The sequence below is a fragment of the Microbulbifer mangrovi genome, from assembly GCF_002009015.1.
GTDB classification, from domain to species: domain Bacteria; phylum Pseudomonadota; class Gammaproteobacteria; order Pseudomonadales; family Cellvibrionaceae; genus Microbulbifer; species Microbulbifer mangrovi.
Genome location: NZ_LZDE01000288.1, coordinates 1 through 24,897 on the forward strand (window position 1 = coordinate 1; position 24,897 = coordinate 24,897).

Annotated in this window: 26 protein-coding genes; 13 read left to right on the plus strand and 13 right to left on the minus strand. The window is 59.0% G+C overall.

Annotated features, from left to right (window positions below):
• Positions 1-231 precede the first annotated feature (231 nt).
• Complete coding sequence (locus B4U49_RS07360) at positions 232-1,098, minus strand: DUF1499 domain-containing protein (RefSeq protein ID WP_078083929.1); 867 nt, start codon at positions 1,096-1,098, stop codon at positions 232-234.
• An 84-nt stretch (positions 1,099-1,182) separates the two neighbouring features.
• The gene (gene msrB, locus B4U49_RS07365) at positions 1,183-1,584 is read right to left on the minus strand and encodes a peptide-methionine (R)-S-oxide reductase MsrB (RefSeq protein ID WP_078083930.1); all 402 of its coding nucleotides are present in this window, start codon (positions 1,582-1,584) and stop codon (positions 1,183-1,185) included.
• Positions 1,585-1,850: 266 nt separating this feature from the next.
• Here msrB and B4U49_RS07370 point away from each other — a divergent pair, with 266 nt between their 5' ends.
• Positions 1,851-3,065 (plus strand): pyridoxal phosphate-dependent aminotransferase, encoded by a 1,215-nt coding sequence (locus B4U49_RS07370; protein ID WP_078083931.1) that lies wholly within the window; start codon positions 1,851-1,853, stop codon positions 3,063-3,065.
• 23 nt (positions 3,066-3,088) lie between these two features.
• The gene (locus tag B4U49_RS07375; protein WP_078083932.1) at positions 3,089-3,484 is read left to right on the plus strand and encodes a hypothetical protein; all 396 of its coding nucleotides are present in this window, start codon (positions 3,089-3,091) and stop codon (positions 3,482-3,484) included.
• On the opposite strand, the gene B4U49_RS07380 is transcribed toward B4U49_RS07375, so the two are convergent.
• The 5 genes from B4U49_RS07380 to B4U49_RS07400 are packed head-to-tail and all read right to left on the minus strand — an operon-like array spanning position 3,481 to position 8,302.
• The gene (locus B4U49_RS07380) at positions 3,481-4,431 is read right to left on the minus strand and encodes a class I SAM-dependent methyltransferase (RefSeq protein ID WP_078083933.1); all 951 of its coding nucleotides are present in this window, start codon (positions 4,429-4,431) and stop codon (positions 3,481-3,483) included. The two genes, B4U49_RS07375 and B4U49_RS07380, sit on opposite strands and share 4 nt — an antisense overlap.
• A 25-nt stretch (positions 4,432-4,456) precedes the next feature.
• Positions 4,457-5,641: an ATP-NAD kinase family protein gene (locus B4U49_RS07385; RefSeq protein ID WP_078083934.1), complete on the minus strand. Its 1,185-nt coding sequence runs from the start codon at positions 5,639-5,641 to the stop codon at positions 4,457-4,459.
• A complete protein-coding gene (locus B4U49_RS07390; RefSeq protein WP_078083935.1) occupies positions 5,638-6,792 on the minus strand; it encodes a 4-phosphoerythronate dehydrogenase in 1,155 nt (384 codons plus the stop codon). Before B4U49_RS07390 ends, B4U49_RS07385 begins: the two co-directional genes overlap by 4 nt.
• A complete protein-coding gene (locus tag B4U49_RS07395; protein WP_078083936.1) occupies positions 6,789-7,748 on the minus strand; it encodes a 5'-3' exonuclease in 960 nt (319 codons plus the stop codon). Before B4U49_RS07395 ends, B4U49_RS07390 begins: the two co-directional genes overlap by 4 nt.
• Positions 7,745-8,302 carry an elongation factor P hydroxylase gene (locus tag B4U49_RS07400; protein WP_078083937.1) on the minus strand — a complete coding sequence of 186 codons (558 nt, stop codon included), beginning with the start codon at positions 8,300-8,302 and terminating at the stop codon, positions 7,745-7,747. Before B4U49_RS07400 ends, B4U49_RS07395 begins: the two co-directional genes overlap by 4 nt.
• A 548-nt stretch (positions 8,303-8,850) precedes the next feature.
• Between B4U49_RS07400 and B4U49_RS07405 the strand changes: the two genes are divergently transcribed.
• Positions 8,851-9,537: a hypothetical protein gene (locus B4U49_RS07405; protein ID WP_078083938.1), complete on the plus strand. Its 687-nt coding sequence runs from the start codon at positions 8,851-8,853 to the stop codon at positions 9,535-9,537.
• A gap of 85 nt (positions 9,538-9,622) precedes the next feature.
• Here the strand turns inward: B4U49_RS07405 and tusA are convergent, their stop codons facing one another.
• The gene (tusA, locus tag B4U49_RS07410; protein ID WP_078083939.1) at positions 9,623-9,856 is read right to left on the minus strand and encodes a sulfurtransferase TusA; all 234 of its coding nucleotides are present in this window, start codon (positions 9,854-9,856) and stop codon (positions 9,623-9,625) included.
• Between the two features lie 166 nt (positions 9,857-10,022).
• Here tusA and B4U49_RS07415 point away from each other — a divergent pair, with 166 nt between their 5' ends.
• Entirely contained in the window at positions 10,023-10,307 is a 285-nt protein-coding gene (locus tag B4U49_RS07415; protein WP_078083940.1) for an antibiotic biosynthesis monooxygenase family protein, read from the plus strand.
• Here B4U49_RS07415 and B4U49_RS07420 read toward each other — a convergent pair.
• The 3 genes from B4U49_RS07420 to B4U49_RS07430 all read right to left on the minus strand — a co-directional run bounded on the left by B4U49_RS07420 (position 10,285) and on the right by B4U49_RS07430 (position 12,116).
• Entirely contained in the window at positions 10,285-10,941 is a 657-nt protein-coding gene (locus tag B4U49_RS07420) for an alpha/beta family hydrolase (protein ID WP_078083941.1), read from the minus strand. The two genes, B4U49_RS07415 and B4U49_RS07420, sit on opposite strands and share 23 nt — an antisense overlap.
• Positions 10,941-11,171, minus strand: a complete 231-nt coding sequence (locus B4U49_RS07425; protein ID WP_078083942.1) for a YheU family protein — start codon at positions 11,169-11,171, stop codon at positions 10,941-10,943. The genes B4U49_RS07420 and B4U49_RS07425 overlap by 1 nt, the downstream gene beginning before the upstream one ends.
• A gap of 138 nt (positions 11,172-11,309) precedes the next feature.
• A complete protein-coding gene (locus B4U49_RS07430; RefSeq protein WP_078083943.1) occupies positions 11,310-12,116 on the minus strand; it encodes a class I SAM-dependent methyltransferase in 807 nt (268 codons plus the stop codon).
• Positions 12,117-12,325: 209 nt separating this feature from the next.
• On the opposite strand from B4U49_RS07430, the gene B4U49_RS07435 reads away from it, so the two are divergent.
• The 4 genes from B4U49_RS07435 to mnmC all read left to right on the plus strand — a co-directional run bounded on the left by B4U49_RS07435 (position 12,326) and on the right by mnmC (position 16,132).
• On the plus strand, positions 12,326-12,856 hold the full coding sequence (locus B4U49_RS07435; protein WP_078083944.1) for a glycine cleavage system transcriptional repressor: 531 nt from the start codon (positions 12,326-12,328) through the stop codon (positions 12,854-12,856).
• Between the two features lie 225 nt (positions 12,857-13,081).
• Positions 13,082-13,549, plus strand: a complete 468-nt coding sequence (gene trmL, locus B4U49_RS07440; protein WP_078083954.1) for a tRNA (uridine(34)/cytosine(34)/5-carboxymethylaminomethyluridine(34)-2'-O)-methyltransferase TrmL — start codon at positions 13,082-13,084, stop codon at positions 13,547-13,549.
• A gap of 18 nt (positions 13,550-13,567) precedes the next feature.
• On the plus strand, positions 13,568-14,089 hold the full coding sequence (gene fldB, locus B4U49_RS07445; RefSeq protein ID WP_078083945.1) for a flavodoxin FldB: 522 nt from the start codon (positions 13,568-13,570) through the stop codon (positions 14,087-14,089).
• 9 nt (positions 14,090-14,098) lie between these two features.
• Positions 14,099-16,132, plus strand: coding sequence for a bifunctional tRNA (5-methylaminomethyl-2-thiouridine)(34)-methyltransferase MnmC2/FAD-dependent 5-carboxymethylaminomethyl-2-thiouridine(34) oxidoreductase MnmC1 (mnmC, locus tag B4U49_RS07450; RefSeq protein WP_078083946.1), 2,034 nt, complete (start codon positions 14,099-14,101; stop codon positions 16,130-16,132).
• 35 nt (positions 16,133-16,167) lie between these two features.
• Here the strand turns inward: mnmC and B4U49_RS07455 are convergent, their stop codons facing one another.
• Positions 16,168-16,782, minus strand: coding sequence for a DUF502 domain-containing protein (locus B4U49_RS07455; protein ID WP_078083947.1), 615 nt, complete (start codon positions 16,780-16,782; stop codon positions 16,168-16,170).
• 52 nt (positions 16,783-16,834) lie between these two features.
• On the opposite strand from B4U49_RS07455, the gene B4U49_RS07460 reads away from it, so the two are divergent.
• Entirely contained in the window at positions 16,835-17,602 is a 768-nt protein-coding gene (locus B4U49_RS07460) for a glutaminyl-peptide cyclotransferase (protein ID WP_078083948.1), read from the plus strand.
• 24 nt (positions 17,603-17,626) lie between these two features.
• Here B4U49_RS07460 and B4U49_RS07465 read toward each other — a convergent pair whose 3' ends face one another.
• Positions 17,627-18,067 (minus strand): hypothetical protein, encoded by a 441-nt coding sequence (locus tag B4U49_RS07465; protein WP_078083949.1) that lies wholly within the window; start codon positions 18,065-18,067, stop codon positions 17,627-17,629.
• 166 nt (positions 18,068-18,233) lie between these two features.
• On the opposite strand from B4U49_RS07465, the gene recQ reads away from it, so the two are divergent.
• From recQ to B4U49_RS07485, 4 genes are all read left to right on the plus strand, one after another.
• Entirely contained in the window at positions 18,234-20,114 is a 1,881-nt protein-coding gene (recQ, locus tag B4U49_RS07470) for a DNA helicase RecQ (protein ID WP_078083950.1), read from the plus strand.
• 201 nt (positions 20,115-20,315) lie between these two features.
• Complete coding sequence (gene aptA, locus B4U49_RS07475) at positions 20,316-21,650, plus strand: omega-aminotransferase AptA (RefSeq protein ID WP_078083951.1); 1,335 nt, start codon at positions 20,316-20,318, stop codon at positions 21,648-21,650.
• Positions 21,651-21,727: 77 nt separating this feature from the next.
• Positions 21,728-23,224 (plus strand): CoA-acylating methylmalonate-semialdehyde dehydrogenase, encoded by a 1,497-nt coding sequence (locus B4U49_RS07480; protein WP_078083952.1) that lies wholly within the window; start codon positions 21,728-21,730, stop codon positions 23,222-23,224.
• A 190-nt stretch (positions 23,225-23,414) separates the two neighbouring features.
• Positions 23,415-24,767 (plus strand): serine hydrolase domain-containing protein, encoded by a 1,353-nt coding sequence (locus B4U49_RS07485; RefSeq protein WP_078083953.1) that lies wholly within the window; start codon positions 23,415-23,417, stop codon positions 24,765-24,767.
• The last annotated feature ends 130 nt before the right edge of the window (positions 24,768-24,897 follow it).

Consider the following 24,897-nt stretch of genomic DNA (forward strand, 5'->3'; position numbering starts at 1 on the left):
CTAGGCCTCTAGACGATGGGGACCCAGAATCCTTCTCAGCGTTGCCAACCACGTTTCCGTAAGTCAGTACTGCGTCGAAGTGGGGCGCATTCTATGGAGACCCCGGGGGGCTGTCAACACCCGAATGAAAAAATATTAAGAAATTTTTCCTTTGCATACAGGCACTTACACAACTGTCGACAAATTGGCCTGCTGCACACCCCGGATTTGTATGGATCGGCCCAAGGTTGATTACTGTGCCGTTCCGGCGCGCCCCTCCAGACGCCGCATAAATTTGCGGATTCTGGCCGCGTTGCTTCCCAAATCACGATTACCCGTGCGGGAGGCGGACCGCATATCCACACGTACTTCAGTGCTGCCAGTCTCCGCTGTCGTACCCTTTTTCACGCCATCGCCTTTTGCGTCCCGGGCGCCTTTTTTCTCATCAGTGGCTGCGGTGTCCGGCTTTGCACCGTCGGTCACCGGCCTCACCCGTACCACGATATCCTGGGTGATCCCCAGGATCGGGGTGCTATCCACTGCCTCCAGACGCCCCTGCCCCGCCTTGACCGCGATCACCCGCCAGCCAAGCTCACGCGCGACCGCCTCGGCATGGGTCAGTACATCGGATACCGACTGGGACAGAATCAGTGGCTGGATGTCGCTGTAAGCCGGGGTAGCTTGCTGCACCTGCGCCGAGGTGGGACCCGGGTAGTCCGGGCTGTGGTCACCCTTCCGGCGCAGAGACAGTAACAGGTCAAACTGGGGGGGATCGACGGTGTCAGTGGTAATGTCGTACAGCGCCGGGCTATTCAGGTTGTGCTGGCCCACGGTGAACAGGGGCAGAGCCACCGGCACCACCCCCAGCACCATCGCCCACAGGGCCGCTGTGCGCGCCTCTCCGTGACGTCGCACCAGTCCCCACAGGAACACCAGCATGGAAAACAGTGCCACGACGATCATCGCCAGGCCCAGTGCACCAAACAGCACATAGGCGGAATCCAGATCCAGTAGCCCCACCCGCACGCCGACCACACCGAGACCAATGAGAGACAGCAAAAGCCACTGCACACGGTAGAGCCAGCGGCTCCAGTGGCGCGGTCGCCCGGATCGAATCATTACAGATCTCCACGCTAGGTTTACGGGACTGTCAGCGTGCAGCTGCCGGGCTGTATCCGGCGCTCTGTGACCCAACTGCGCCTATCAGTCGGCGTCTTCGTCCGGGTCGTGTTTTACCGACAGGGAATTTACACAATAGCGCAAGCCCGTGGGCGCCGGTCCGTCTGGAAACACGTGCCCCAGATGAGAGCCGCAATTGGCGCAGAGGATCTCGATGCGACGCATTCCCAGGCTGTTGTCGACCCGCTCTTCAATAGCTCCTTTTTCCACCTCGCTGTGGAAGCTCGGCCAGCCGCAGCCTGCATCAAATTTGCTCGAGGAGTGAAACAGAGGCTCGCCGCAGCAGCGACAACGATAGGTGCCGTCCTCAAAATGGTCCCAGTACTCGCCACTAAATGGCCGCTCGGTACCGGCCTCGCGACAAACACGAAATTCTTCTTCAGTCAGGCGCTCGCGCCAGTAGTTATCGTCTTTTTCTTTTGACATACTGTGACTCCTTTTTCGCCTGATAAGTCAGTATCCAGCGGCATTACCCTGCCCGGCACAACGCTTAGCGGCAGCACCTTCTCTTACCCATGGTGTCATACCCATCGTGACCGGTTCACAAAAAAAACCGGGCGTTGGTCAACCCCGGTTCCATGACTGGTAGCAAAGCCTACTAAAAGTCAGGCACCAATTAGAAGAATTTGCCCACTGGATTGTCTAGACAGACATCCGGTTTACTGTTGAAAGCCTATTTAAAGAACACAGCAATGAAGGATATTCACAAGTCGGAAAAACTCCACGGCGTCTGTTACGAGATTCGCGGGCCCGTCATGGAGCAGGCAACCCGCCTGGAAGAAGAAGGCCACCGGATCATGAAGCTGAACATCGGCAACCCGGCGCCCTTCGGCTTCGACGCGCCCGATGAAATTCTGCAGGACGTGATCTACAACCTGTCCCAGGCACAGGGCTATGTGGAATCCAAGGGCCTGTTTGCTGCGCGCAAGGCGATCATGCAGGAGTGCCAGACTCTGGGTATTCCCGGAGTGGATATCGACGATATCTACCTGGGCAACGGGGTTTCCGAACTGATCTCCATGTCCACCCAGGCGCTGCTGAACACCGGCGATGAAATGCTGTTGCCGATGCCCAACTATCCCCTGTGGATGGCGGCCACCAATCTCACCGGTGCCAAACCGGTACTGTACCGCTGCGACGAGCAAGCGGGCTGGCTGCCGGATATCGACGATATCAAATCCAAGATTACCCCCCGCACCCGCGGCATCGTGGTGATCAACCCGAACAACCCCACCGGTGCGGTCTATCCGAAGGAACTGCTGGAACAGATCGTGGAAGTCGCACGCCAGCACAACCTGGTGATTTTTGCCGACGAGATTTATAGCAAGATCCTTTACGACGATGCCGTGTTTACCCCAATGGGCAGCCTCGCCACCGATGTTCTCTGCCTGAGCTTCAACGGCTTGTCCAAGTCTTACCGTCTGGCAGGGTTCCGCTCGGGCTGGATGGTCGTGAGCGGCGCAAAGCATCGCGCAAGGGGCTTTATCGAGGGCATGGATATTCTTTCCTCCATGCGCCTTTGCGGCAATGTGCCGGCCATGTTCGCAGTACAGACCGCGCTCGGTGGTTACCAGAGTATCAACGACCTGGTATTGCCCGGCGGCCGACTGCGCCAGCAGCGCGATCTCGCACACCGTATGCTGAACGAAATCCCCGGGGTGAGCTGTGTTAAACCGCAGGGCGCCATTTACCTGTTCCCGCGTATTGACCTGGACCGGCACAAGATCGAGAACGACGAGCGGTTCGTACTAGACTTCCTGCGCCAGGAAAAAATCCTGCTGGTTCAGGGCAGCGCCTTCCACTGGGATGCCCCGGATCACCTGCGGATTGTATTTCTGCCCCGCGCCGACGATCTCTCCCATGCGATCGATCGCCTCGGCAATTTCCTCGAGCGTTACACGCAATAAAACCCTGGCAACGATAAGAGAGCATGCTGGACGATTTACATATCCACGATTTCTACCGCGATGCGGGGCGAATCCTGCTGGCACTGTTCCAACAGTTCCCCGCCCCGGCAACACTGTATGTGGAGGATATCGCAGGGCCAGACACCCCGGACGAGTTTGGCCTGCACTCCCCTCGCCATCTCGCCTGCCTGGGCGCCATGACCTGGCTCAAGGAGTGCGGTTATATCCGCTTTTCCCAGCTGGTACGCCAGGAAGCGGTGGAAGAGGCAGCCCTCTCCCACCACAGTTTTCTGTTGATGGTCACCCGCGGAGAGGACGGCGTGAGTAATGCGGAAAAGCTGGATCGGATAGTGCGCGAGGGCTCGTCGCCGCAGCTCGCAGAGTTGATGGTCGCGCTGATGAAGCGCCGCGAAAGTTAACCGTTCCGCTCAAACCGCACGTGTAACATCTTCAGCGCCCCATCCGGGTCACTATCAGGGAAGTCCGGGTTTTGTGGCAGACGCGCCACCACACTAAACCCCGAGTTGGCGGCAGTAATCATTTCGCAGAAATACGCCTCGCTGTGCGCCGGTGAATTCAGCACCAGTAACAAGTCTGCCTGATCCGCAAGACACGCCGGAAGCTTTTCCAGCAACTTGGCATAGTTAGTGTCAACTTCAAACGCACCCCGCTGCCGCGTGGGCGGATCAACCACCGCCAGCTGGAAGGGACCGCTGCGGTCATAGCGCTTGAAGTCCCGCAACGCATCCCGGGCAACAAAGCGGACGCCCTTCATGGGCAACTGATTAAACTGATGGTTCGCCTGCCCGCGCTTCAATACGCCCTTGTTGAGATCGATATTCAGGATCTCCAGCTCACCCGCCGCCCGCGCCACCACGGAAAATGCGCAGGTAAAAGCAAACAGGTTTAACAGCTTGAGGTTACCCACCTGCCCGGCTTTTTCCCGAACCTGCTGTTCAAGCCAATGCCGCCCGGGTTCGATATCCAGAAAAAAACCCACATTCTGACGATCAAACGTCAGTGGAAACTGCAGTGCGCCACGGCGCGCAACCGGCGCCTCCACCGGCTCGCCACACGCCCACACAATCGGCGCACGCGGCTGGTATCGGCGCTGCACCGCAAGTCCGGAATAACCGCACGGCTGTAGCATCGCCCATAACTGCCCTACAAGTTCGTCTTCCCCGTCATACTCCTCAAACAGCGTCACCAGGATTGCCGGGGTATAGCTATCCACACAGATCCGCTCAAATCCCGGATAACAGTTGCCGCGGCCGTGAAACAGACGGCGGCTATCCAGCGGATTTTCCGCGGAGCGCGTTTCTTCAAGTTTGCTGCGCACTGCCTGCAGCAGGGGTTCCCAGTTCAATGTTGTATTCGCCTGTTCTTCGCTATTAAGGGTCTACGACCGGAGACTCGCCGCTGCCATCACCAGACAGCGGGTAAAGAATTTCATCGCGGTAGCCGGTGACCACGGGAATAAAACCACTCCAGGCTTCATCCAGAGAGGGATCACTACTATCCACCAGCAGGGGGCGCCCACCGAGCTCGGTAACCTTGGTTTTGGTCGCCACCACCATCAGGTGCGCGCGCCCGACAGCCCGCAGAACCTCGGGCGTCAGTTGCTGGTTACCGCGACCGATCAGATGGCCCTGCCCGCCTATCGCCGTGAGCAGGATTTTTACCGGCGCATCCTGCGCTTCGCTGCGATGTTGCTGAATCGCCTCGGCGATCTGTACCGCGTTCACATCCGTAGCCAGCAGTGCACCGTCCTGCCACAGGTCCACCCCTAGCAGCGTACCCTCTGCGCCAAGCTCGGATAACACCGCCAGGGTGGTTGAGCCCGGACCGACGATATACAGGGTTTTCGGGTCCAGCTCTTCGATATCCTCAACAATCTGTGCCGCGATATCTGCCACCGCCAGTTCTTCCACTTCGCGGCCCGCATTTTTTACCGCCTGCAGAAAGTGCCCTTCTTCCGGCACCAGAAGCTCGCCGTAATAGCGGGTGCTTACCCGCCCCTCGCGAAAAGACTTTTCATCGATATCGCGCACTTCGCGCTGGTGCAGGTCTACCAGCTCACCGGACATCAGCCGGCGCAATACTTCGCCGCCAGCTTTTGGGGAAATGGCAAAGCAAGCAGAATGCATTTTGACGCCGGCGGGAATTCCCAGTACCGGGAAAGTATCGCCCAGCGCATTGACCATATTGCGGGCGGTTCCGTCACCACCGGCGAACACAATCAGGTCCGCTCCAGCGGCACGAATGGACCGGGCTGCAGCCTCCGTATCCGCCGGGGTCGAACGTCCGGCTGCCGCGGCCCCCACCACATTCACGGTGAATCCGAGCTCGCGCGCCAGCGTTTCGCCCATGTCGCCGGCAAAGGTGACGATTTCCAGTTCGCTGGCAAAGGGCGTCAGCGCCTGCAATGCAATCGCTGCACGCTTGTGGGATTGCGGTTGAATACCCGCCTGTAACGCGCGCTCGACGGTTTCCACTCCGTCGCTACCCTTGAGCCCCGCCGGCCCGCCAATACCCGCCCAGGGGTTGATGATCAGTCCGAGTTTCTTGAGTTTCACTTGAGCCCCAGTATCGCCAGTTGCTTGCGCGTCGCCGCATCCAGTTGTGGTGCCTGCATACGGTAGTGCGAAAATTCGAGGCGTTGTGGATAACGCTTGCGCTGCAGATCAAAGGATTCCGCCATGGCCTGTAACCCGCTGCGGGCAGAGTCTGCCGCCGCGCGCAGTCGCTGGTCATCGCCCCGGGGGTCGTACATGGCCAGTAACAGCTCACGCATGGCGGCATAGCCCGTGGCCTCAGTTGTGACGGGGCGCGGTTGTGTGTCCGCAGTCTCCTGCACATCGGATTTGTTTGCCGCAGCAGGCAACGACAGCGCTGCATCCACAGCCTCGCGAATCATTCGGGTGCCCGCGAGCTTGCCGTCGTGACTGTAGCCGGCGATGTGCGGGCTGCCCAGATCGGTTTTCGCGAGCAGCTCCAGGTTGATGTCCGGCTCGTTTTCCCACACATCCAGCACGGTGGTAAACGGTGTCGGGGCATCGAGCAGCTCCGACAATGCAGTGTTATCGACCACCGCGCCGCGCCCTGCACTGATCAGTACGGCACCGGGCTTGATCGCCGCGAGCGCCTTTTTATCCAGCATATGCAGGCTCGGGTGCGGCCCGTCCTTGACCAGCGGCGCGTGCAGACAGATCACATCCTGCTGCAGGACACTGTGTAGTTCCGCTGCGTCCGGATTATCCGCCAGCCACGGGTCGTAAATTTTGCAGGGAATATCCAGCGCGCGGAGTTTGCGCTGCAGCGAACCGCCCACATTGCCACACCCCACGATACCGAAACTGCGATCCCGCCAATCCACATCCAGTGCCGCCAGCGCACAGAACACATACTCGACAACAGAATTGGCATTACAGCCCGGCGCAGCACTCCAGGATATCCCCAGCTGCTCCAGCCAGTGGGTATCCAGATGATCGGTACCGATGGTACAGCTGCCCACAAAACGTACCGGCGTGCCTTCGAGCAGCGCCTGGTTTACCTCGGTAACCGAGCGCACCAGCAAAATATCTGCCTGTTCCAGTTGTGTGCGATTCATGTTGCGACCAGGGACCCGGGTAATACGGCCCAGGTCTTGAAACCAGGTTTCGAGCCCGGGAATGTTTTCGTCGGCAACGATATTCAAAGACGGCTTTACATCGGAGGCGATTGTCATGGGGTGGTGATACTCACTTCTTCAGAACTTTCCCGGGAATTTTTCTGGCTAATTCCCAGGGTGCGTCGGATTTTTCCGGCGAGCCCGCCGATACCAAACTCTTCTGCCAGGGCAACAGCCAGCTCGGGCTGTACCGGCTTGCAAGCAAGCGCATCGGGTATCGCAGCGTCACTGGCGCCAGCCTCACCTTCCAGCGGCACCGCATATTCGAGCTCCGCAAGGCGGCGAGCCATACGCATCTGTTCAGCATGGACCATGATCTTGGCGGCAATACCGGCAGCGCCGCGAATCTTGAGACCCGCAATCTTATCTGCGTCGGCAATCAGGGCTTCGATACTGTCAAATTCAGCCAACAGACGCGCAGCTGTCTTGGCACCGATTCCAGGGACACCCGGGATATCGTCAATGGCGTCACCCACCAGCGCAAGGTAGTCGGCAATCTGCGCCGGACGTACGCCGAACTTGTGCTGGATTTCTGCGCGCCCGAGATGCTGGTCCGCGGCAAAATCCCACAGGCTGGTGGCGCCACGATCCAGCAGCTGCCCCAGGTCTTTGTCCCGGGTAATAATCACCGGCGACAGACCACTATGCACACAGCGCGCGGTCAATGTTGCGAGGATATCGTCGGCCTCGTAACGATCGCTGGCGTAACTTGCTATTCCCAGCGCCTCGGCCATCTCGCGACAGGCGGCGAGCTGGTAGGCGAGGGCCTCATCGGGCAGCGCACGACTGCATTTGTAGTCCGGATAGATGTCGTTGCGGAAACAGTTGCCGAGGGACTCATCAAAAGCACAGGCAATATGCCCCGGCTGACGGGCGAGCAACTCCAACAGGAAGTTACTGAAACCGTACACCGCTTCGGTACTGTAACCAGAGCGGCTCTCCCAGTTGGGCGGCAGGGCAAAGTAGTAGCGGAAAATATAGACGGAGGCATCTATCAGGTAGACGCTACTCATCCCAGGTCCTCCAGGCGGTAGTTTTCCCCACATAGCGGATCGGAAGCCCCAAAGGCACTGGCTAGCGCGCGGGCAAAAGTCATGGCGCGGCAGTTGATTGCAGGCATTCCCTGGCCCGGGTTCTCACAGTAACGCTGTACCTGTAACCAGATATTGCGCTTGAAGGCATCGCTGGGCCCCAGCCCCGCATCCAGATTGTCTGCGCTCACACGGAAGCGCAGACCACAGGCGACTGAGAAGATCCACTCCAGTGCCTGGGGCTTTACCTCCACCCTCTCAAACTCCGCCTGCTGGGTGGCGCTGCGGCCATCGGGAGCGTACCAGTAACCGTAATCCGGCTGACTGCGGCGCTCGGCACCGGCCACGCACCAGTGCGCGGCTTCGTGGAGGGCACTGGCGGCATAATCCCGGGTGAACTCTATCTGGTGGAAGCTGCCCGGCGCACCATCCGCCGGGCGGTAATAGGGCTCATCATGCCCCCCGACAAGGCGCGTATTCAGTCCTTCAGGAGCAGAAAAGCAGCGATCGAAGACTATGACTATACGTTCAGTCACCGACCTGCCTGGGTCGGCATGTGCGCGAGCAAGATGGTACGAAACTTGCTCGCCCTGAACAGTAATCGGCGCTGTATCTGACAACAGAAACTCCTGCTGAGGGGGTTGGCAATCCAACGGCGGCAGAGATCACTGGCGCACGGTTGGCGCGGACTATAACAGCGGGCACGGGGGGATCAAGGTCGGCCCCAATGCCAGTAGCGAAGTACTGTGGCTGTAGTTAGGCCCAATCCGACCCAACTTAACGATTTAGGAGGAATTTACAGGCAAAGAACCCTATTCCGCTGGTTGTATTTCTGCGGATCAGAATATACCTTTGAACATAGGGATACCGGAAACCAGCTGCTGCTCAGCGCAATCTTCCCGAAAGCTTTGAGCGGTTGTTTTCGGTTGCGGTACCGGCTTCCCAGGGAGGCAAAAAGGCGCTCCCGGAGTCTGGATTCGGCGATTGGCCGCCCGGCCGTCGCTCGCTATCCCTACGCCGGTTGCACCTCATAAGTAGTACAAGACCTTCCCGCCCTACTACCGGCCCTGCAAGGAGGTGCGCAATGACCGACCACAGAACCAACAACGTGGTTGACCTCTTCACCGGCAAGCCAATCGAGACTTCTGAGAATCTTCGGTTTATCCGTCTTTCTCCGGAGCTGGACGGCTTGGAAATGCTCTACTCCAACAATTCCAGTGGAACTGACCTTTACAGCCTGAAAATTCTTTGCTGGGGCCTGCGTGCCAATGGCGAGATTGTCGGACTGGTTCCCTGGTTGAACTCCATTGTGGCCTGCCCGGATATCCAGGACCCCCTGGATGGACGGTTTGAAGGCTACTATGACCCGGGTATCGAGGAGATTTTCCACGAGCCTCCCATCCATAAAATCGTCGAGCTGGAGACTGCGGCGGAATACTTCGAGTACGAAAGCAATCAGGCGGACGAGGTTGTCCAGGAGATCCCCGACACCATTGGTACCCACGCGGTATTTATGGATGCTGGCAAGGAGAACCTGACCCTTACCGAAGTGGTGAGCTGGCGCCTTTTTGCCAGCGGTGAGATCCACGGCATGCTGATTGATCACAATAGTGTGGAGACCACACCGGTTCTTCCCGGGGACGATTGCCTGTACCCGGCACAGGAGTCGGAATGTTTCCGTTACTTCTTCCAACACCACATCGCCAACAAGATCAAATCTGAGGACCCGGAGGCCCTCGCTGCGATCGCGGCGCTTGTCACTTCGCCCTGAATATTTCCTTCAATATCACAAGCAACAAGGGCGACCAGTGGTCGCCCTTGTTTACATTCCAGCCCCAGAAACTCACGCAGTGCAATCAGACATCCGCCTTCCGGATCCAGTACACGAACTCATCGTTCTCTTCAGCGTGTTTGACCAGCTCGTAACCGAGAAACTGGCAGAATTTGGGGACATCCCGCTGGGTGGAAGGGTCAGTGGCAAGCATCTGCAGCACTTCCCCGGCCGATACCTTGCGTACCGCAGCATGCAGCATCATAACGGGTTCCGGGCACAGCAGGCCGCGGGCATCAAGCGTGTGGTGTGATTTCATGGCGCTATTGTCCGAAATTTACTACTGTACGTCACCTGAAAAGTGGACCGAACGGCCACACCGTCCCCCGGCGAACCGTTAGTCACCCGCACGCCCCGGCGGAAGGACTAAACTGCAGGCACGGGGTTACCCGCGAATGCGATCATATAGCAGCGAGAAAGCAGTAATGATTTACGTGTTGATCGAAAGAGAAGTGGCTGAAGATCTGGAATCCACCTACGAAGAAGCCGCCCGCCGCCTATTGACCAATGCCTACCAGACAACAGGCTTTGTAGACGGCCACACCTACACCGAGCTGGACAATCGTCGCCGCCGCTTCACTCTCTCCAAGTGGAAATCCGTGCTGCACTGGCAGCAGTGGTACAACAGTGAAGAACGCCGCGATCAGATGGCACAACTGGCCCCCATGCTCGCCCACGAAGAGCGCATTACGATTCTCGAGCGCGCATAAACGTCACTATCTGGTCGGCGGCAGTGCGCCAGTGTTGCTGCTGGCTGTAGCCACTGGCCTTGCGTGGTTTGAGGTCGTGGTCGCCATCCTCCAGCCAGTGAATCTGGATCGACGACGACAACCCGTACCCCGCCACTTCATCCGCATCTCCCAATTTATCGCGTGTACCCTGCACAATGAGCGCGGGACAGGCGAGAGATAATAGATGCTCGGTGCGTAACTTTTCCGGTTTGCCCGCGGGATGGAACGGGTACCCGAGGCACACGACACCGGCAACCTTTCCCTGCGCGAAGTTTTCCTCGACCAGCATGCTCGCCACCCGGCCGCCCATGGACTTGCCGCCGATAAACAATGGCGCCTTCGGCAGCTCCACACGCACGCGGTCAATCTGCTCCTGAAACGAAGCCAGCAATACATCCATCTTGTTCGGCGGCCGCCGCTTGCCGGACGCCCGCCGCTCCGCCATATACGGAAATTCAAAGCGCACGACGCCGACACCCTGCCCGGACAGCATTGCTGCCAGAGCCTGCATAAAGTCACTGTCCATTGGCGCGCCGGCGCCGTGGGCAAACAGAAACCAGGCGACTGGCTCATGCGCCGGGGTGTCAACGATCCAGCCCTGATCGCCCCCCATCAGTCACCTCCTTCCGCGGGAATATCTTCCGCGAGAACCAGGTTGACCGATTCCTCGCCGGGCTCAAACCAGATCACTACCGTCTTGTTTTCCAGTTGTCGGCGCAGGCTAGCCACCTTGTCCTCCAGACTGACCTCGCGCTCACCGTAATCGGTACCATCGCGGGTGGCGTATTCTTCCAGCAGGTTTTGCAAGGCTTCCGGGTCTATTTGACGATGAGGGATGATCATAAGGACCTACAGAAATCGGTTATTGAGTTAAGCGTGGGCTTAGAGAGCGCAAACTCTCCACCACTAAATTTTTTCATATCCCGAAACCAAAATGCCCCGGAATTTCCGGGGCATTCTAACTTCGCTCGGGCGAAAATATCAGGACTTGGGCTTGCGGAACCGCAAGGTCATGCGGTCGCTTTCGCCGATCGCCTTGTATTTTTCCCGATCTTCTTCACCGAGCGCCAGGGACGGCGGCAGGGTCCAGACACCCTTCGGGTGATCCGCAGTGTCTTTCGGGTTCGCGTTGACCTCACTGGTTTCCTCCAGCTCAAATCCCGCATTCTTGGCGAGCTCGATGACGTAAACCTGCGTCATATAGCCGCTCTTCATCATATCCTCGCGGCTGGTACCCGGCTTTGCCCGGTGCTCCACAACGCCCAGAACACCACCGGGCTTCAGTGCCTTGTAAAAAGTCTCGAATGCCGCCTGCTCTTTGTTGCCGCGCATCCAGTTGTGCACATTGCGGAATGTCAGCACCGCATCCGCAGAACCCGCCGGCGCAATTTCGCTGTCACCGCCCGGTGCAAATTCGGTCAGTTTGATACCACCGTAGGTTTCTTTCTCATCCTCCAGCCACTTTTCGAACTTGTCCCGGGAGCGCTTGAAATAGCCCACCTCGGTCTCCTTGGGGAAGTGCGCCGCATACAGGGTACCCTCGGCCTTCAACAGGGGAGACAGGATTTCGGTGTACCAGCCACCGCCCGGCCAGATTTCCACCACGGTCATGTCCGGCTGCACCTGGAAAAATGCCAGGGTTTCCGCCGGGTGGCGATACTGGTCGCGCTCTGCGTAGGCCTCGGTGCGGTGTTCATCCGCAACAGCGTTTTTCAGCGGATCAGCCTGTACCGCGCCGGCGAAGGCAACGGTGCAGGCCATACCGGCCAACCAATGGGTCAATTTCATCGGGTTTCTCCTTTTGAGAGACTGCTTAGAATTATTTTCTTCGACCAACGATTCAACACCGCGAGAATCGTCTTGTAAAGACAGCTCAACGGTATTCGGGTTCCGCATATCCCATAAACGAGAATTTTGCCCAGGGGGCACCACACTGGCTACAATTCAGCACACCCCGACCTTCAAATAGGTTCAGTAGCGTCAGTAAGGAAGCCCTCATGCAACAGCACCTCGTCATCTCCATTATCAGCGACGACAAGCCCGGTGTGGTGGAAATGCTCTCAGCCGCAGTGGCGGAAAATGGTGGCAACTGGGAAGACAGCCGCATGGCCCATTTTGCCGGCAAGTTCGCCGGTATCCTGCGCCTCAGTGTGGCCGCGGAAGACAGTGCTCGTCTCAAGGACGCCCTGCAAAGCCTTGCCGGTAGCGACTTCAAGCTTCAGATCGAGGATGCTCTCGCGGTGGCTGCGGACGGCCGCCAGACCCTGCAGCTCAAGCTGGTGGGCAACGACCGCCCCGGGATCGTCAAGGAAATCTCCCGCGCCCTGGCCGCCCGCCGGATCAACGTGGAAACACTGGATACCCGCTACGGCAGTACGCCCTGGAGCGGAGAGCCCCTGTTTACTGCCGAGTGCACCATCAGCGTCGCCGAAGATGTCAGTATCGACGGCCTGCACGATGAACTGGATGAGATTGCCGACGAACTGGGAGTCGAGATCGACTGCGAAGAAACCTCCTCCGCGCTATAATCCCCGCCAATTTGCCGAGCCAAGAGGTTGGGCACGGACAGTTCAGAGGCGGTGCCGCTACCGGATACCGCCTTGCGAGACACGCCGTGCACCCATCCATGGGGCTCTTCTGCGAGGTCCCTCTCGCAGAAGGTCTCACAAGGCAGTACCCGGTATCGACACCTTCGCCCAAACATATGCAGGCAAACCAACGTGTTCGCCTTCTATGGCTCAGTCACCACAACTATGTTCAAAATCGTGCTCTACCAGCCGGAAATTGCCCCCAACACCGGCAATATAATCCGCCTATGTGCCAATACTGGTGCCGAATTGCATCTGATTGAACCCCTCGGGTTCACCATGGATGACAAGCGCCTGCGCCGGGCGGGACTGGACTATGCGGAATACAGCCGCGTGGTACGTCACCGGGACTGGGATGCGTTTGTGGAAACGGAACAGCCCAAGCGGGTGCTGGCACTTTCCACCAAGGGCAGTCGCAGACACTCGGAGATTGAATTCCGCGCCGATGACGCCATCGTCTTTGGCCCCGAGACTCGCGGCCTGCCCGCGGAATTTCTCGCCCGGACGGGCCAGGAACACACCCTGCGCATTCCCATGTGCGCCAATAGCCGCAGCATCAATCTTTCCAATGCTGCGGCCATCGTTATTTATGAAGCCTGGCGACAGCTTGGCTATGTCAACGCCCAAGGCTGAATCAACTCTCAATAAGTTATGCGCGCACCTATCGGACTTTTCTACGGATCCAGCACCTGTTACACCGAAATGGCGGCGGAAAAAATCCGCGACCGTCTCGGCGAAGAATGGGTAGACCTGCACAATGTTGCGGACGACGATATCGCCCAGATGCAGGACTACGACTTCCTGATCCTCGGCATCCCTACCTGGGACTATGGCGAACTGCAGGAAGACTGGGAAAACTGCTGGGACCAGATGGCGCAGCTTAACCTGAGCGGAAAAACCGTCGCTCTGTATGGCCTGGGCGACCAGGAAGGCTATCCCCAGTGGTATCAGGATGCCCTTGGCTACCTGCACGCGCAGGTGGTCGCGGTTGGCGCCAAAGCAGTGGGCTACTGGCCCGCGGAAGGCTACCAGTTCGAGGAATCCAAGGGCCTGACACCGGATGGCAGCCAGTTTGTCGGCCTTGCGCTGGATGAAGAAAACGAATTTGACCGCAGTGATGAGCGCCTGGATCTATGGTGTGCGCAAATCATGCGGGAATTCGGGCTCCAATGAATCCCGCCCATGCCTGAACAGCACAAGTCATCGATTCATCACGCCGAGCTGGAGTGGCGCGATAACGGCCAGCCGGTATCCAGTGCGTTTGACGACATATACTTTTCCACCGCCTCCGGCCTCGAGGAAACGCGACACGTTTTTCTCGGCGAAAACCATTTGCCAGAGCGCTGGGCTAAATTGCCTTCCGGTGCCAGCTTTACCATTGGCGAAACCGGCTTCGGCACCGGGCTCAATTTTCTCGCTGCCTGGCAACTCTGGCGGCAGCGCGCTCCGGAAAATGCCCGACTGCATTTCGTCAGCGTGGAGAAATACCCACTGCACCCGCGTGACCTGGCCCGCGCCCTGGCGATGTGGCCGGAACTGGCAGAGCTGAGCCGCGAGCTGATCGCCCAGTACCCGTCCTACCTGGCACCCGGTGTACATCGGCTGTGTTTTTCCGCGGGTGTTAACCTGACACTGGTAATCGGTGAAGCCAGCCGCGGCTTCGAACAATTACTGCTCGACGACCCACACCGGGACAGCCTGGTCGACGCGTGGTTTCTGGATGGATTCGCTCCGTCGAAAAATCCGGACATGTGGAGCCAAGACCTGTTTCAGGCAATTGCCGGGCTAAGTGCCGCAAACGCGACCTTTGCCACATTTACCTGTGCGGGCATCGTCAAACGCGGCCTGAAATCCGTCGGTTTCGCACTGCAAAAAGTGCCCGGGTTTGGCCGTAAACGGGAAATGCTGCGGGGCGAATTCACCCTCTCATCAGACGCCGCCCCACACGCACATCATGTTACGCCGTGGCATCTGCCACCCGTCGCACACAAAAAGCCCGCCACCGTTGCAGTTATCGGCGCGGGTATCGCCGGTGCCGCAACCGCGCGGGCACTGGCAGAACGGAACATCCACGTAACCGTATTTGAACAGGGCGAAGCCCCCGGCAGCGGCGCCTCCGGCAATGACCAGGGTATCCTTTACGCAAAGCTCTCCCCCAAGCCGGGACCCAACGGGGATTTCAACCTGCTTGCGCTGCAGTTTGCCCAGCGTTTTTACCCTGCCGTGTGTCCCGCGGCGGTGCATTTTGATGGACTGCTGCAACTGGCACAGACGGAAAAAGAGCAGCAGCTGCAACAGCAGATTGTCGAGCAACTCTCGCTGGGTGGGGACGCCGAACTAGCGCAACCGGTAACAGCCGAACAGGCGAGCGAACTGGCTGGTGTATCACTGCAGGCCCCGGGACTGTTTTTCCCCAAGGCGGGCTGGCTGCAACCAAAGCAGGTGTGTACCGCACTGCTACAACACCCCAATATCGAAACCCGTTTTAACGCTCCCGTTACAGACACCCGGTATATTGCCGATCAATGGCAACTGGACGTTTCGGGTAACGGTAGAGCGCTGTCATTTGATGCGCTGGTACTGTGCACCGCCAATTTTAATCGCCACTTCCCCCAGACCGCCCCCCTGCCTTTGCAGCCGATTCGCGGTCAGGTTTCCTTTGCACAGGCAACGGAGGCATCACAACACCTCAAGCTTGCCCTGTGTGGTGAGGGCTATATTGCCCCCGCCGCGGCGCGCGATGGCCACCCGAGCCACAGCTTCGGTGCCACCTTCAAACTGAAGCAGACCGATACGGAGATTCGCGCAGAAGAGCACCGGGAAAATCTGCACACCCTGGCCTCCCTGCTTCCGGAAATCGCGCACTCGTTTGAGGATCAATTACTCAGTGGCCGCGCCGCCCTGCGTGCGGCTACGCCGGACTATCTGCCCATGGCCGGTCCGGTCGCGGATTGGGATCAGCTGGAAGACACCTATCAGGCGCTGCGCAAGAACCGCAAGCAGCTGGTTGATCGACGCACACCCTACCAGCCGCAGCTGTATGTACTGGCAGGCTTGGGCTCGCGGGGATTCACCTATGCACCGCTGGCCGCGGAAGTGATTGCGAGCTGGATTGCCGGAGAGGTAATACCGGTTTCGGAAGAGCTGGTAAAGGCATTACACCCAATGCGCTTTGCCATCCGCGCACTGGGCAAGAACCGGGCAATAATGGATTGATCGTGTCGAAATCCGGTTGACGAACCACCCGGCCCTCAACCTGGCCCCGCCAAAAGCGGCCCACTGCCAGAACCACAGGCGACGATCGACTTCATCGCCGCTTCCACGGTCACATGGGGAAGGATCTCGACGCAATCCGGCGGCAGGTGGTAAACAAAGCCTGATGTCGGCACCGGCGCGGTAGGTACGTAGACCGTGTAATCCCCGTTGGCATGCTGGGACGTAACGATCGCGGTGACCGACAGGGGATTATCCTTGCCGTGAATGCGCGCGCGGGCAACCGGCCCGGACAACACGCCCTCACTGCCGGCGCCGCCGATAAACTGTAACACCACATCCTTGATCGTGTTGTAACCCGGCGCCAGCTTGCCCAGCCAGTAATCCAGATGGCGGTGCGCCCAGCGACCAACACTGGTTTTCACCAGCAGGCCAATCAGGAAACACAGGCCGAGAATCAGCGCTATCACCAAAAGCCGCGCAAAGTTATCCTTGAATTGAGTATGTGCCTGCATCCACTGGGTTGCCGGCGCCACCATCTCGCTGATCTGGCCAAACAGCCACTGAAACAGCATGAAAAAAATGACGATGGGCAATACCACTGCCAGACCACCGAGTAGTGTCAGAGTGACAAAGGCTTTTATTCTGGTCATAAATTACTGCACTGATCTTATTCGCGTTGAACAGGGATACCGCTAACCCGCCATGAAAACTGCCATCACCTCCTTCCTGTCGCTACTGCTGGCCTGCAGCACCGCCTGCGCTACGGCGCCGGTGAAATACGAACTGCTGGATAGTAAGGACCGGCCCGCGGACCACTTTACCCAGGGCCTCTATTTCGATGGCGAACACTGGCTGGAAAGCAGCGGGCTCTATGGCCGCTCCTGGCTCGCGGAGTATACCGACCCCGGTGCCAATCCGGTAAGGCGCAAATGGCTGGCAGGCGATCGCTTTGCGGAAGGGCTCGCAGTTCTGGAGGATAAACTGTATCTGCTCACTTACCGCGCGGGTGAGGTCCAGATATATCACCGTAAAGCCTTCTCCCTGGAAAAGGTGCTGAGCTACCGGGGGGAAGGCTGGGGACTGACCAGTGACGGACAGCAACTGATCATGAGCAACGGCACCGACACACTAACCTTTCGCGACCCGGGCACCTTTGAAGCCACCCGACAGCTGACCGTAACAGGCGGTGGCGAGCGCTGGTCGCGCCTGAACGAACTGGAATATGTGCACGGGCTTATCTGGGCCAACATCTGGCAGGATTCGAGGATTATCGCGATCGACCCGGAAAGTGGTGCGGTGAAGGCAGTACTGAACCTGGAAAAGTTGCAGAGAGACAGCCTGCAGGGACGCCGACATGTGGATGCGGTGGCCAATGGCATCGCTTGGGATGAGGCGCGCAACGGGCTCTGGGTTACCGGAAAGTTCTGGCCGAAGCTCTATCTGATCCGTCCCGAGGGGCTGGGGTTTTAACGCCGCGGCCCGTTGTGATTCACACTAGTTCCGATAGTAATCGATCACCGTGAGATAACCGCCACTGCGGATGGACTCCAGGGCGCGCCCGCGGACCTGCAACAGGTAGCCCCGATGCTGACGCTCGACCGTCACCCCATCCATGCCCTCTACGCCGTCGAACAGCATGGCGTCATCACCGCCAGCGCCGCGCCACTGGATGCCCTCGATATTGCGCATACCCGGTAACTCGATGGTCACAGCCTGAAGATCGCCGGGTAATTCCCGCATCTCCATACGCGCAATGCCACTGGAAGTCGCCAGGGAATAATTGAGCTGGTTGGCAGGCGCCGGCTTCCAGCCGAGATGGGTGTCTGCCACAGCGGACTGGGCGAGATTGCGGGGATTGACGGGTTCGGGCGCCTGGGAAGCGCAGCCCGCAAGCAGGAGCAATACACCGGATAGCAGCGTATTGAAAATCAGCACAGACTTCGTTGTCTTTACGCACATAGCTTTGTCCCTGTCTATGTCTGCGGTGGTGGGATTATAGATCATCGTCACGACTTTATAAGGAAGTAGATGCCAACAATTGGGCAACAGATTGCCCCTACCCGTTCGCCGCCGGCGAGCTCCGGGAGGTATACTCCCGCCCATGACAGATATAACCGCATCCCCGGTCGCCGGTGCCCGGGACGACCGCAGTCCCCATTACATCCTCGAACACACCTTCGGCTACACCGGATTCCGCGGTGACCAGCAAGCCATTATCGATACCCTGGTGAATGGCGCGGATGCGCTGGTCTTGATGCCCACCGGCGGCGGCAAATCTCTCTGCTACCAGATCCCCGCGCTGGCGCGTTCTGGTTGCGGCATAGTGATCTCTCCCCTCATTGCCCTGATGCAGGATCAGGTGGAAGCCCTGCGCGCCGCTGGGGTATCCGCGGCCTTTCTGAACTCTTCACTGGACTTCCGGGAAGCCCAGGACATCGAAGACCAGCTGATGCGCGGCGACCTTGAGCTTCTCTACCTGGCCCCGGAACGGCTGCTGCAACCCCGCACGCTGGATCTGCTGGAGCGCGCGGAGATCGCCCTGTTCGCCATCGACGAGGCCCACTGCGTCAGCCAGTGGGGACACGACTTCCGCGCCGATTACCTGCAGCTTTCCTGCCTACACCAGCGCTTTCCGCAGGTGCCGCGGGTGGCACTGACGGCAACGGCGGACCAGCGCACACGCCGGGAAATCGCCCAGCGCCTGGACCTGGCCGAAGCCCGACACTTTGTGAGCAGCTTTGACCGCCCGAACATCCAGTACCGCATTGCTCCCAAGAACAACCCAAAGCGACAACTGCTGCAGTTTCTGACTTCGGAACAGCTGGGCAATGCCGGGGTGATTTACTGCCTTTCCCGCAACAAGGTGGAATCCACCGCACAGTGGCTGCAACAGCAGGGTTTCAATGCCCTGCCCTATCACGCGGGGCTGTCGACGAATATGCGCGCAGAGCACCAGCGACGGTTCCTGCGTGAAGAGGGGGTCATCGTGGTGGCCACCATTGCCTTCGGCATGGGAATCGACAAGCCCGACGTGCGCTTCGTGGCGCACCTGGACCTTCCCAAAAGCGTCGAGGCGTATTACCAGGAAACTGGACGCGCCGGGCGCGATGGCGAACCCGCGACCGCGCTATTGCTCTACGGCCTGGAGGATGTGGTCAAGCTCAGCCAGATGGCAGCCACCTCTGAGGGCAGCGAGGAGCACAAGCGCCAGGAAAGACAGCGACTGGACGCCATGCTCGGCCTGTGTGAGATCACCAGCTGCCGCCGCAAGGCCCTGCTGCGCTACTTCAATGAAGAGCTCACCGCGGACTGTGGCAACTGCGATACCTGCCTCGAACCTCCCGCCACTTGGGACGCCAGCGATGCCGCGCGCAAACTGATGTCGTGTATCTACCGCACTGGCCAGCGCTTCGGCGCCGCCCATGTAATCGATGTGCTGCGCGGCGCAGACACGGAAAAGATTCGCCAGTTTCAACACACCCAGCTGTCGACCTACGGTATCGGCGCGGACCTCAGTGGCAATGAATGGCGCGCGATCACCCGACAGCTGGTGGTGCGCGGCTATCTGCAGGTGAATCCCGAGGCCTTCAATGCGCTGCAGCTCACCGAGCAGTGCCGGCCAGTGCTGCGCAGCGAGGAAAACCTGCAGCTGCGGACACTACCCAAGGCGCCGCCCAAAACGGCAAAAGGCAGCGGGGAATCCCGCTCCCGCGCTCCGGTGGAAATCGCCGACGCCGACATTCCGCTGTGGGACGCGTTGCGCGCCCTGCGCAAATCCCTCGCCGAAGAGCGCGGCGTCCCGCCCTATGTCGTGTTCCACGATGCAACCCTGCGGGAAATGCTATCCGCACGACCGCGCAACGAAGCCGAGATGCTGGCAATATCCGGTATCGGCGACAGTAAGCTGGCGCGTTTTGGCGAGCCATTTCTCACTCTGCTGAGGGAATTCGAGAGTGATTCCGCCGCGCACACGGATGATTAATATAATTAACAGAACACAGAAACCCATCCGATACCGGTCACTAATCGCACAAAATACATATAATTCCGCCGGGGAAAGCCAAATAACCGAAGCTTAACTCAACTATTGTAAAGTTTATTGATCACCCCTAAACTCAGTTCATCTCATTTGATCCGCAACAACTAATTCACAATAAACACCGTTGAAGTCACGAGGTGAACCATGGCTGATCTAGACAGCCTCGCCGGCCTGAGCCCCGAAGAGCTCGAAGCCCACTGGATGCCATTTACCGGCAACCGCCATTTCAAATCCGACCCGCGCCTGTTTGTAGCCGCGGAAGGTATGCACTACACGACCGCTGACGGTCGCTCGGTGCTGGATGCCTTCTCCGGCCTCTGGTGTAGCAACCTGGGCCACGGCCGCCGGGAAATTGCCGACGCCGTTGCCGGCCAGCTCACTGGCCTGGACTACTCCCCGGCATTCCAGTTCGGCCACCCCACCGCGTTCAAGCTGGCCAAGCGGCTGGCAGATATGGCACCGGGCGACCTGAACCGGGTATTTTTCTGCAACTCCGGTTCGGAAGCCGCTGACACCGCGCTCAAGATCGCCCGCGCCTATTGGCGGGCCAAGGGTCGTCCGGAAAAAATCCGCCTGGTGGGGCGCGCCCAGGGTTACCACGGTGTGAACTTCGGTGGCATCTCCGTGGGTGGCATGGTCGGCAACCGCAAGACCTTCGGCCCGGCCCTGGATGTAGACCACCTGCCGCATACCCTGTTGCCGGAAAACAGTTTCTCCCGCGGCCTGCCGGAAAACGGTGGCGAGCTCATGGCCAATCGCCTGCTGGATATCATCAACCTGCAGGGAGCGGAAAATATTGCCGCGGTGATGGTGGAGCCTTTTGCCGGTTCCGCAGGGGTAATCCTGCCGCCCAAGGGCTACCTGAAAAAACTGCGCGAACTCTGCTCCGCGCACGACATCCTGCTGATCTTTGACGAAGTTATTACCGGCTTCGGCCGCACCGGCTCCGCATTTGCCGCGCAGGAATTCGACGTGCAGCCGGATATCATTACCACCGCGAAAGGCATCACCAATGGCGCCATTCCCATGGGCGCGGTATTCGCCAGCGACACCATCTACGACACCTTTATGCAGGGCCCGGAACACATTCCGGAACTGGCACACGGCTATACCTATTCCGCGCACCCAGTAGCCTGTGCAGCGGCGATGGCGACACTGGATATTTACGAAAGTGAAAAGCTGTTCGACCGCGTCAAGGAAATGGCGCCCTACTTTGAAGAAGCGCTGCACAGCCTGAACACCGCATCCCATGTTGTGGATATCCGCAATTACGGACTTGCAGGCGCCATTCAGTTGCAACCCCGAGATGGCGAGCCGGGCAAGCGTGCCATGGAAGTGGTACTGGAAGCCTACCGCCGCGGTATTTTGCTGCGCTGGACCGGAGACACTATCGCCGTAGCGCCGCCCTTTGTTATCGAGCGCAATCAGATTACCCAGATTGCTGAAACCCTGCGGGATATTCTTCAGGAAATCCAGTAACCGCTACAGCAGAGCAGCGGCAATGCCGCTGCCGAGAATTGAATTCGAATTGGGAGCAATCCCACAGGAGAGAAATCATGAATACCGTCGGCCATATGATCAACGGCGAAATGCAAACCGGCGACGACCGCTACCAGGACATCGTCAATCCATCCACCAATGCAGTGGAAGGACGGGTAGCGCTCGCCAGCAAGGCCACCGTCGAAGAAGCGATCGCTGTCGCTCAGGCTGCCTACCCCGAATGGCGCAACACGCCGCCGATCAAGCGAGCGCGTATCATGTTCCGTTTCAAAGACCTGCTGGAACAGAACGCGGACAAAATCTGTGAGCTGATCACCCGCGAACACGGCAAGGTACTGAACGATGCCCTGGGTGAACTCCAACGCGGTATCGAGAACGTCGAATACGCCTGTGGCGTACCGGAATTGCTGAAGGGTGAGCACAGCAAGAATGTAGGCCCGGCCATCGATTCCTGGAGCGAGTTCCAGCCACTGGGCGTGTGCGCCGGCATCACGCCATTCAATTTCCCGGCAATGGTTCCCCTGTGGATGTGGCCGATGGCTGTAGCCTGCGGCAACACCTTTATTCTCAAGCCTTCCGAGCGCGACCCAAGCTCCGCCCTGCTGATTGCACAGCTGGCACTGGAAGCCGGCCTGCCCGCCGGTGTACTGAACGTGGTCAACGGCGATAAAGAAGCCGTAGATACCCTGCTGAGCGACAAGCGTGTACACGCTGTCAGCTTTGTGGGCTCCACCCCCATTGCCAAGTACGTCTACGAAACCGGCTGCAGCAACGGCAAGCGCGTACAGGCATTTGGCGGCGCCAAGAACCACGCCATAGTGATGCCGGATGCCGATCTCGACAATGCCGTCAGTGCCCTGATGGGAGCGGCCTACGGTTCATGCGGCGAGCGCTGCATGGCAATTTCCGTGGCGGTTGCGGTAGGCGATGCCACCGCCGACGCACTGATCGAAAAGCTGAAGGCACAGATTGCGAACCTCAAGGTTGGCGACGGCATGGACAACAACAACGATATGGGCCCGGTAGTGACCCGTATGCAGCTGGAAAAAATCGAGGGCTATATCGCCAAAGGCGTCGAAGAAGGCGCGGAGCTGGTGGTGGACGGTCGCGGCCTGACAGTACCCGGTTTTGAAAATGGCAACTACCTGGGCGCCAGCCTGTTTGACCGGGTAAAAGAAGGCATGGTCATTCACCAGGACGAAATTTTCGGCCCGGTACTGTGCGTGATGCGCGTAGACACCATGCAGGAAGCCATGGACATCATTAATGCCCACGAGTACGGCAACGGCACCTGCATCTTCACCCGCGACGGTGAAGCGGCACGCTACTTTGCCGACAACATTCTGGTGGGCATGGTAGGTGTCAACGTACCCCTACCGGTACCGGTGGCCTATCACAGCTTCGGCGGCTGGAAACAGTCCCTGTTTGGCGACCTGCATGCATACGGTCCGGACGCGGTGCGTTTCTACAGCAAGCGCAAGACCATCACCCAGCGCTGGCCCGCCAGCGGTGTCCGTGAGGGTGCGCAGTTCACCTTCCCGAGCAACGGCTAAGCACTTCGCATTCGCCTGCCCCCAAAGCCGGTGTCTGCGTTGTTGCAGGCACCGGCTTTTTTATTGTAACCCCTCTCCCGCATACGCTCGCTCCGCCCACCTGAAGTCAGCTTTGACCTCCGATAACCTGCCGCGAGCTCGGAACGGATTGTTAAAATCCGGGACTACAGATCAACCAGGCCGCCAAACCATGAAAAAAATAATCCTGTCCTTGCTCGCGGGCTTTGCCGGCCTGCTTGTTCTGATGGCCGTGCTGGCACCGACTCTACTCGGGTTTTCCATTACCCAGCTGGGCAGTGCCGTGCGGGTGGCCACCGGTATGGGCGCAAAACTCGCCTGCTCCGGGCACTTCGTATCCGGCTTCAGCGAGGCGCGCAACCGCGAGGATCTCGCCTCCTACTCTCCGGCAAATCAGTTACTGGACCTGCAATACGACAACCAGGGCAAGCGCGTTACTGCCACCCTGTTTGGTTTGGGCAAGACTACAGCCACCTTCCGCCCCGGACTCGGCTGCACGCTGGATATCGGCGATACCCGTGCACTCGACAAGGTAGTGCCAGCGCCACTTGCCAGCACAACTGGCGACTGGCCGACCGGGGAAAACCCGGCACATCTCGACCCGACGCTACAGCGCACCCTCGACGCTATCCTCGCAGAAGACAATCGGGCTGGCCTCAACACCCGCGCACTGCTGGTTGTGCAAAACGGACAGCTGGTGGCCGAGTCCTACGGCGAGCAGGTAAACCCGCAAACACCTTTACTGGGCTGGTCCATGGGCAAGAGCCTTACGGCAATGATGCTGGGCCGACTACAGGCACTGCAGCCAGAATTGGAAACCACTGCGCCGCTATTTCCCCAATGGGGCGACGAGCGCCAACAGGTGCGTCTGGAGAACCTGCTGCAGATGTCATCCGGGCTGGATTTTGACGAAACCTATGCACCGGGTAGCGACGCCACCCGCATGCTGTTCGATGCGCACAGCGCCTCGGAAATTGCGCTTCAGAGCCAGCTCGCGCATTCCCCCGGGGCCCACTTTTCGTATTCTTCCGGCACTACCAACCTGCTGGCACGCTGGATCTACGAACAGCTTGGAGGAAACCCGCAAGCCAATGTGGATTTCTTCCGCAAGCAGATTCTGGTCCCACTGGGAATGCAAAACACCACGTTTGAAGTGGATGCCAGCGGCGTTTTTGTGGGCAGTTCCTACATCTACGCCTCGGCGCGCGACTGGGCCAGGCTGGGCCTGCTGATGCTGCAGGACGGACAGTGGAATGGAGAGCGCCTGCTTCCGGAGGGGTGGGTAACCGCTGCAAGCAGCCCCAACCAAAGCAGCAACGATCCGGGTTACGGCTACCAGTTCTGGCTGAACAGTGGAGGAGAGTCTCTGCGATTTCCCGAACTGCCCAAGGACAGCTACTTTATGCTGGGCAACCGCAAACAGGTGGTAATGGTCTCGCCCTCAACCGATACGGTGATTGTCCGCCTCGGCTGGAGCTCGGGAGACTACCCCACCGGCAGGAATTTCGCGCAGCTGTTGCCCTGAAAAACCTCGGCATCTCACAGCTAAGCCTTTGAAGGTTACCTGTAGCAGGAAAGATCCCAGATGGTCTCGTTGCGGCGCCGCTACTTGGTACTGCCTTGTGAGACACGCTGTGAACCCATCCCTGGGGGCT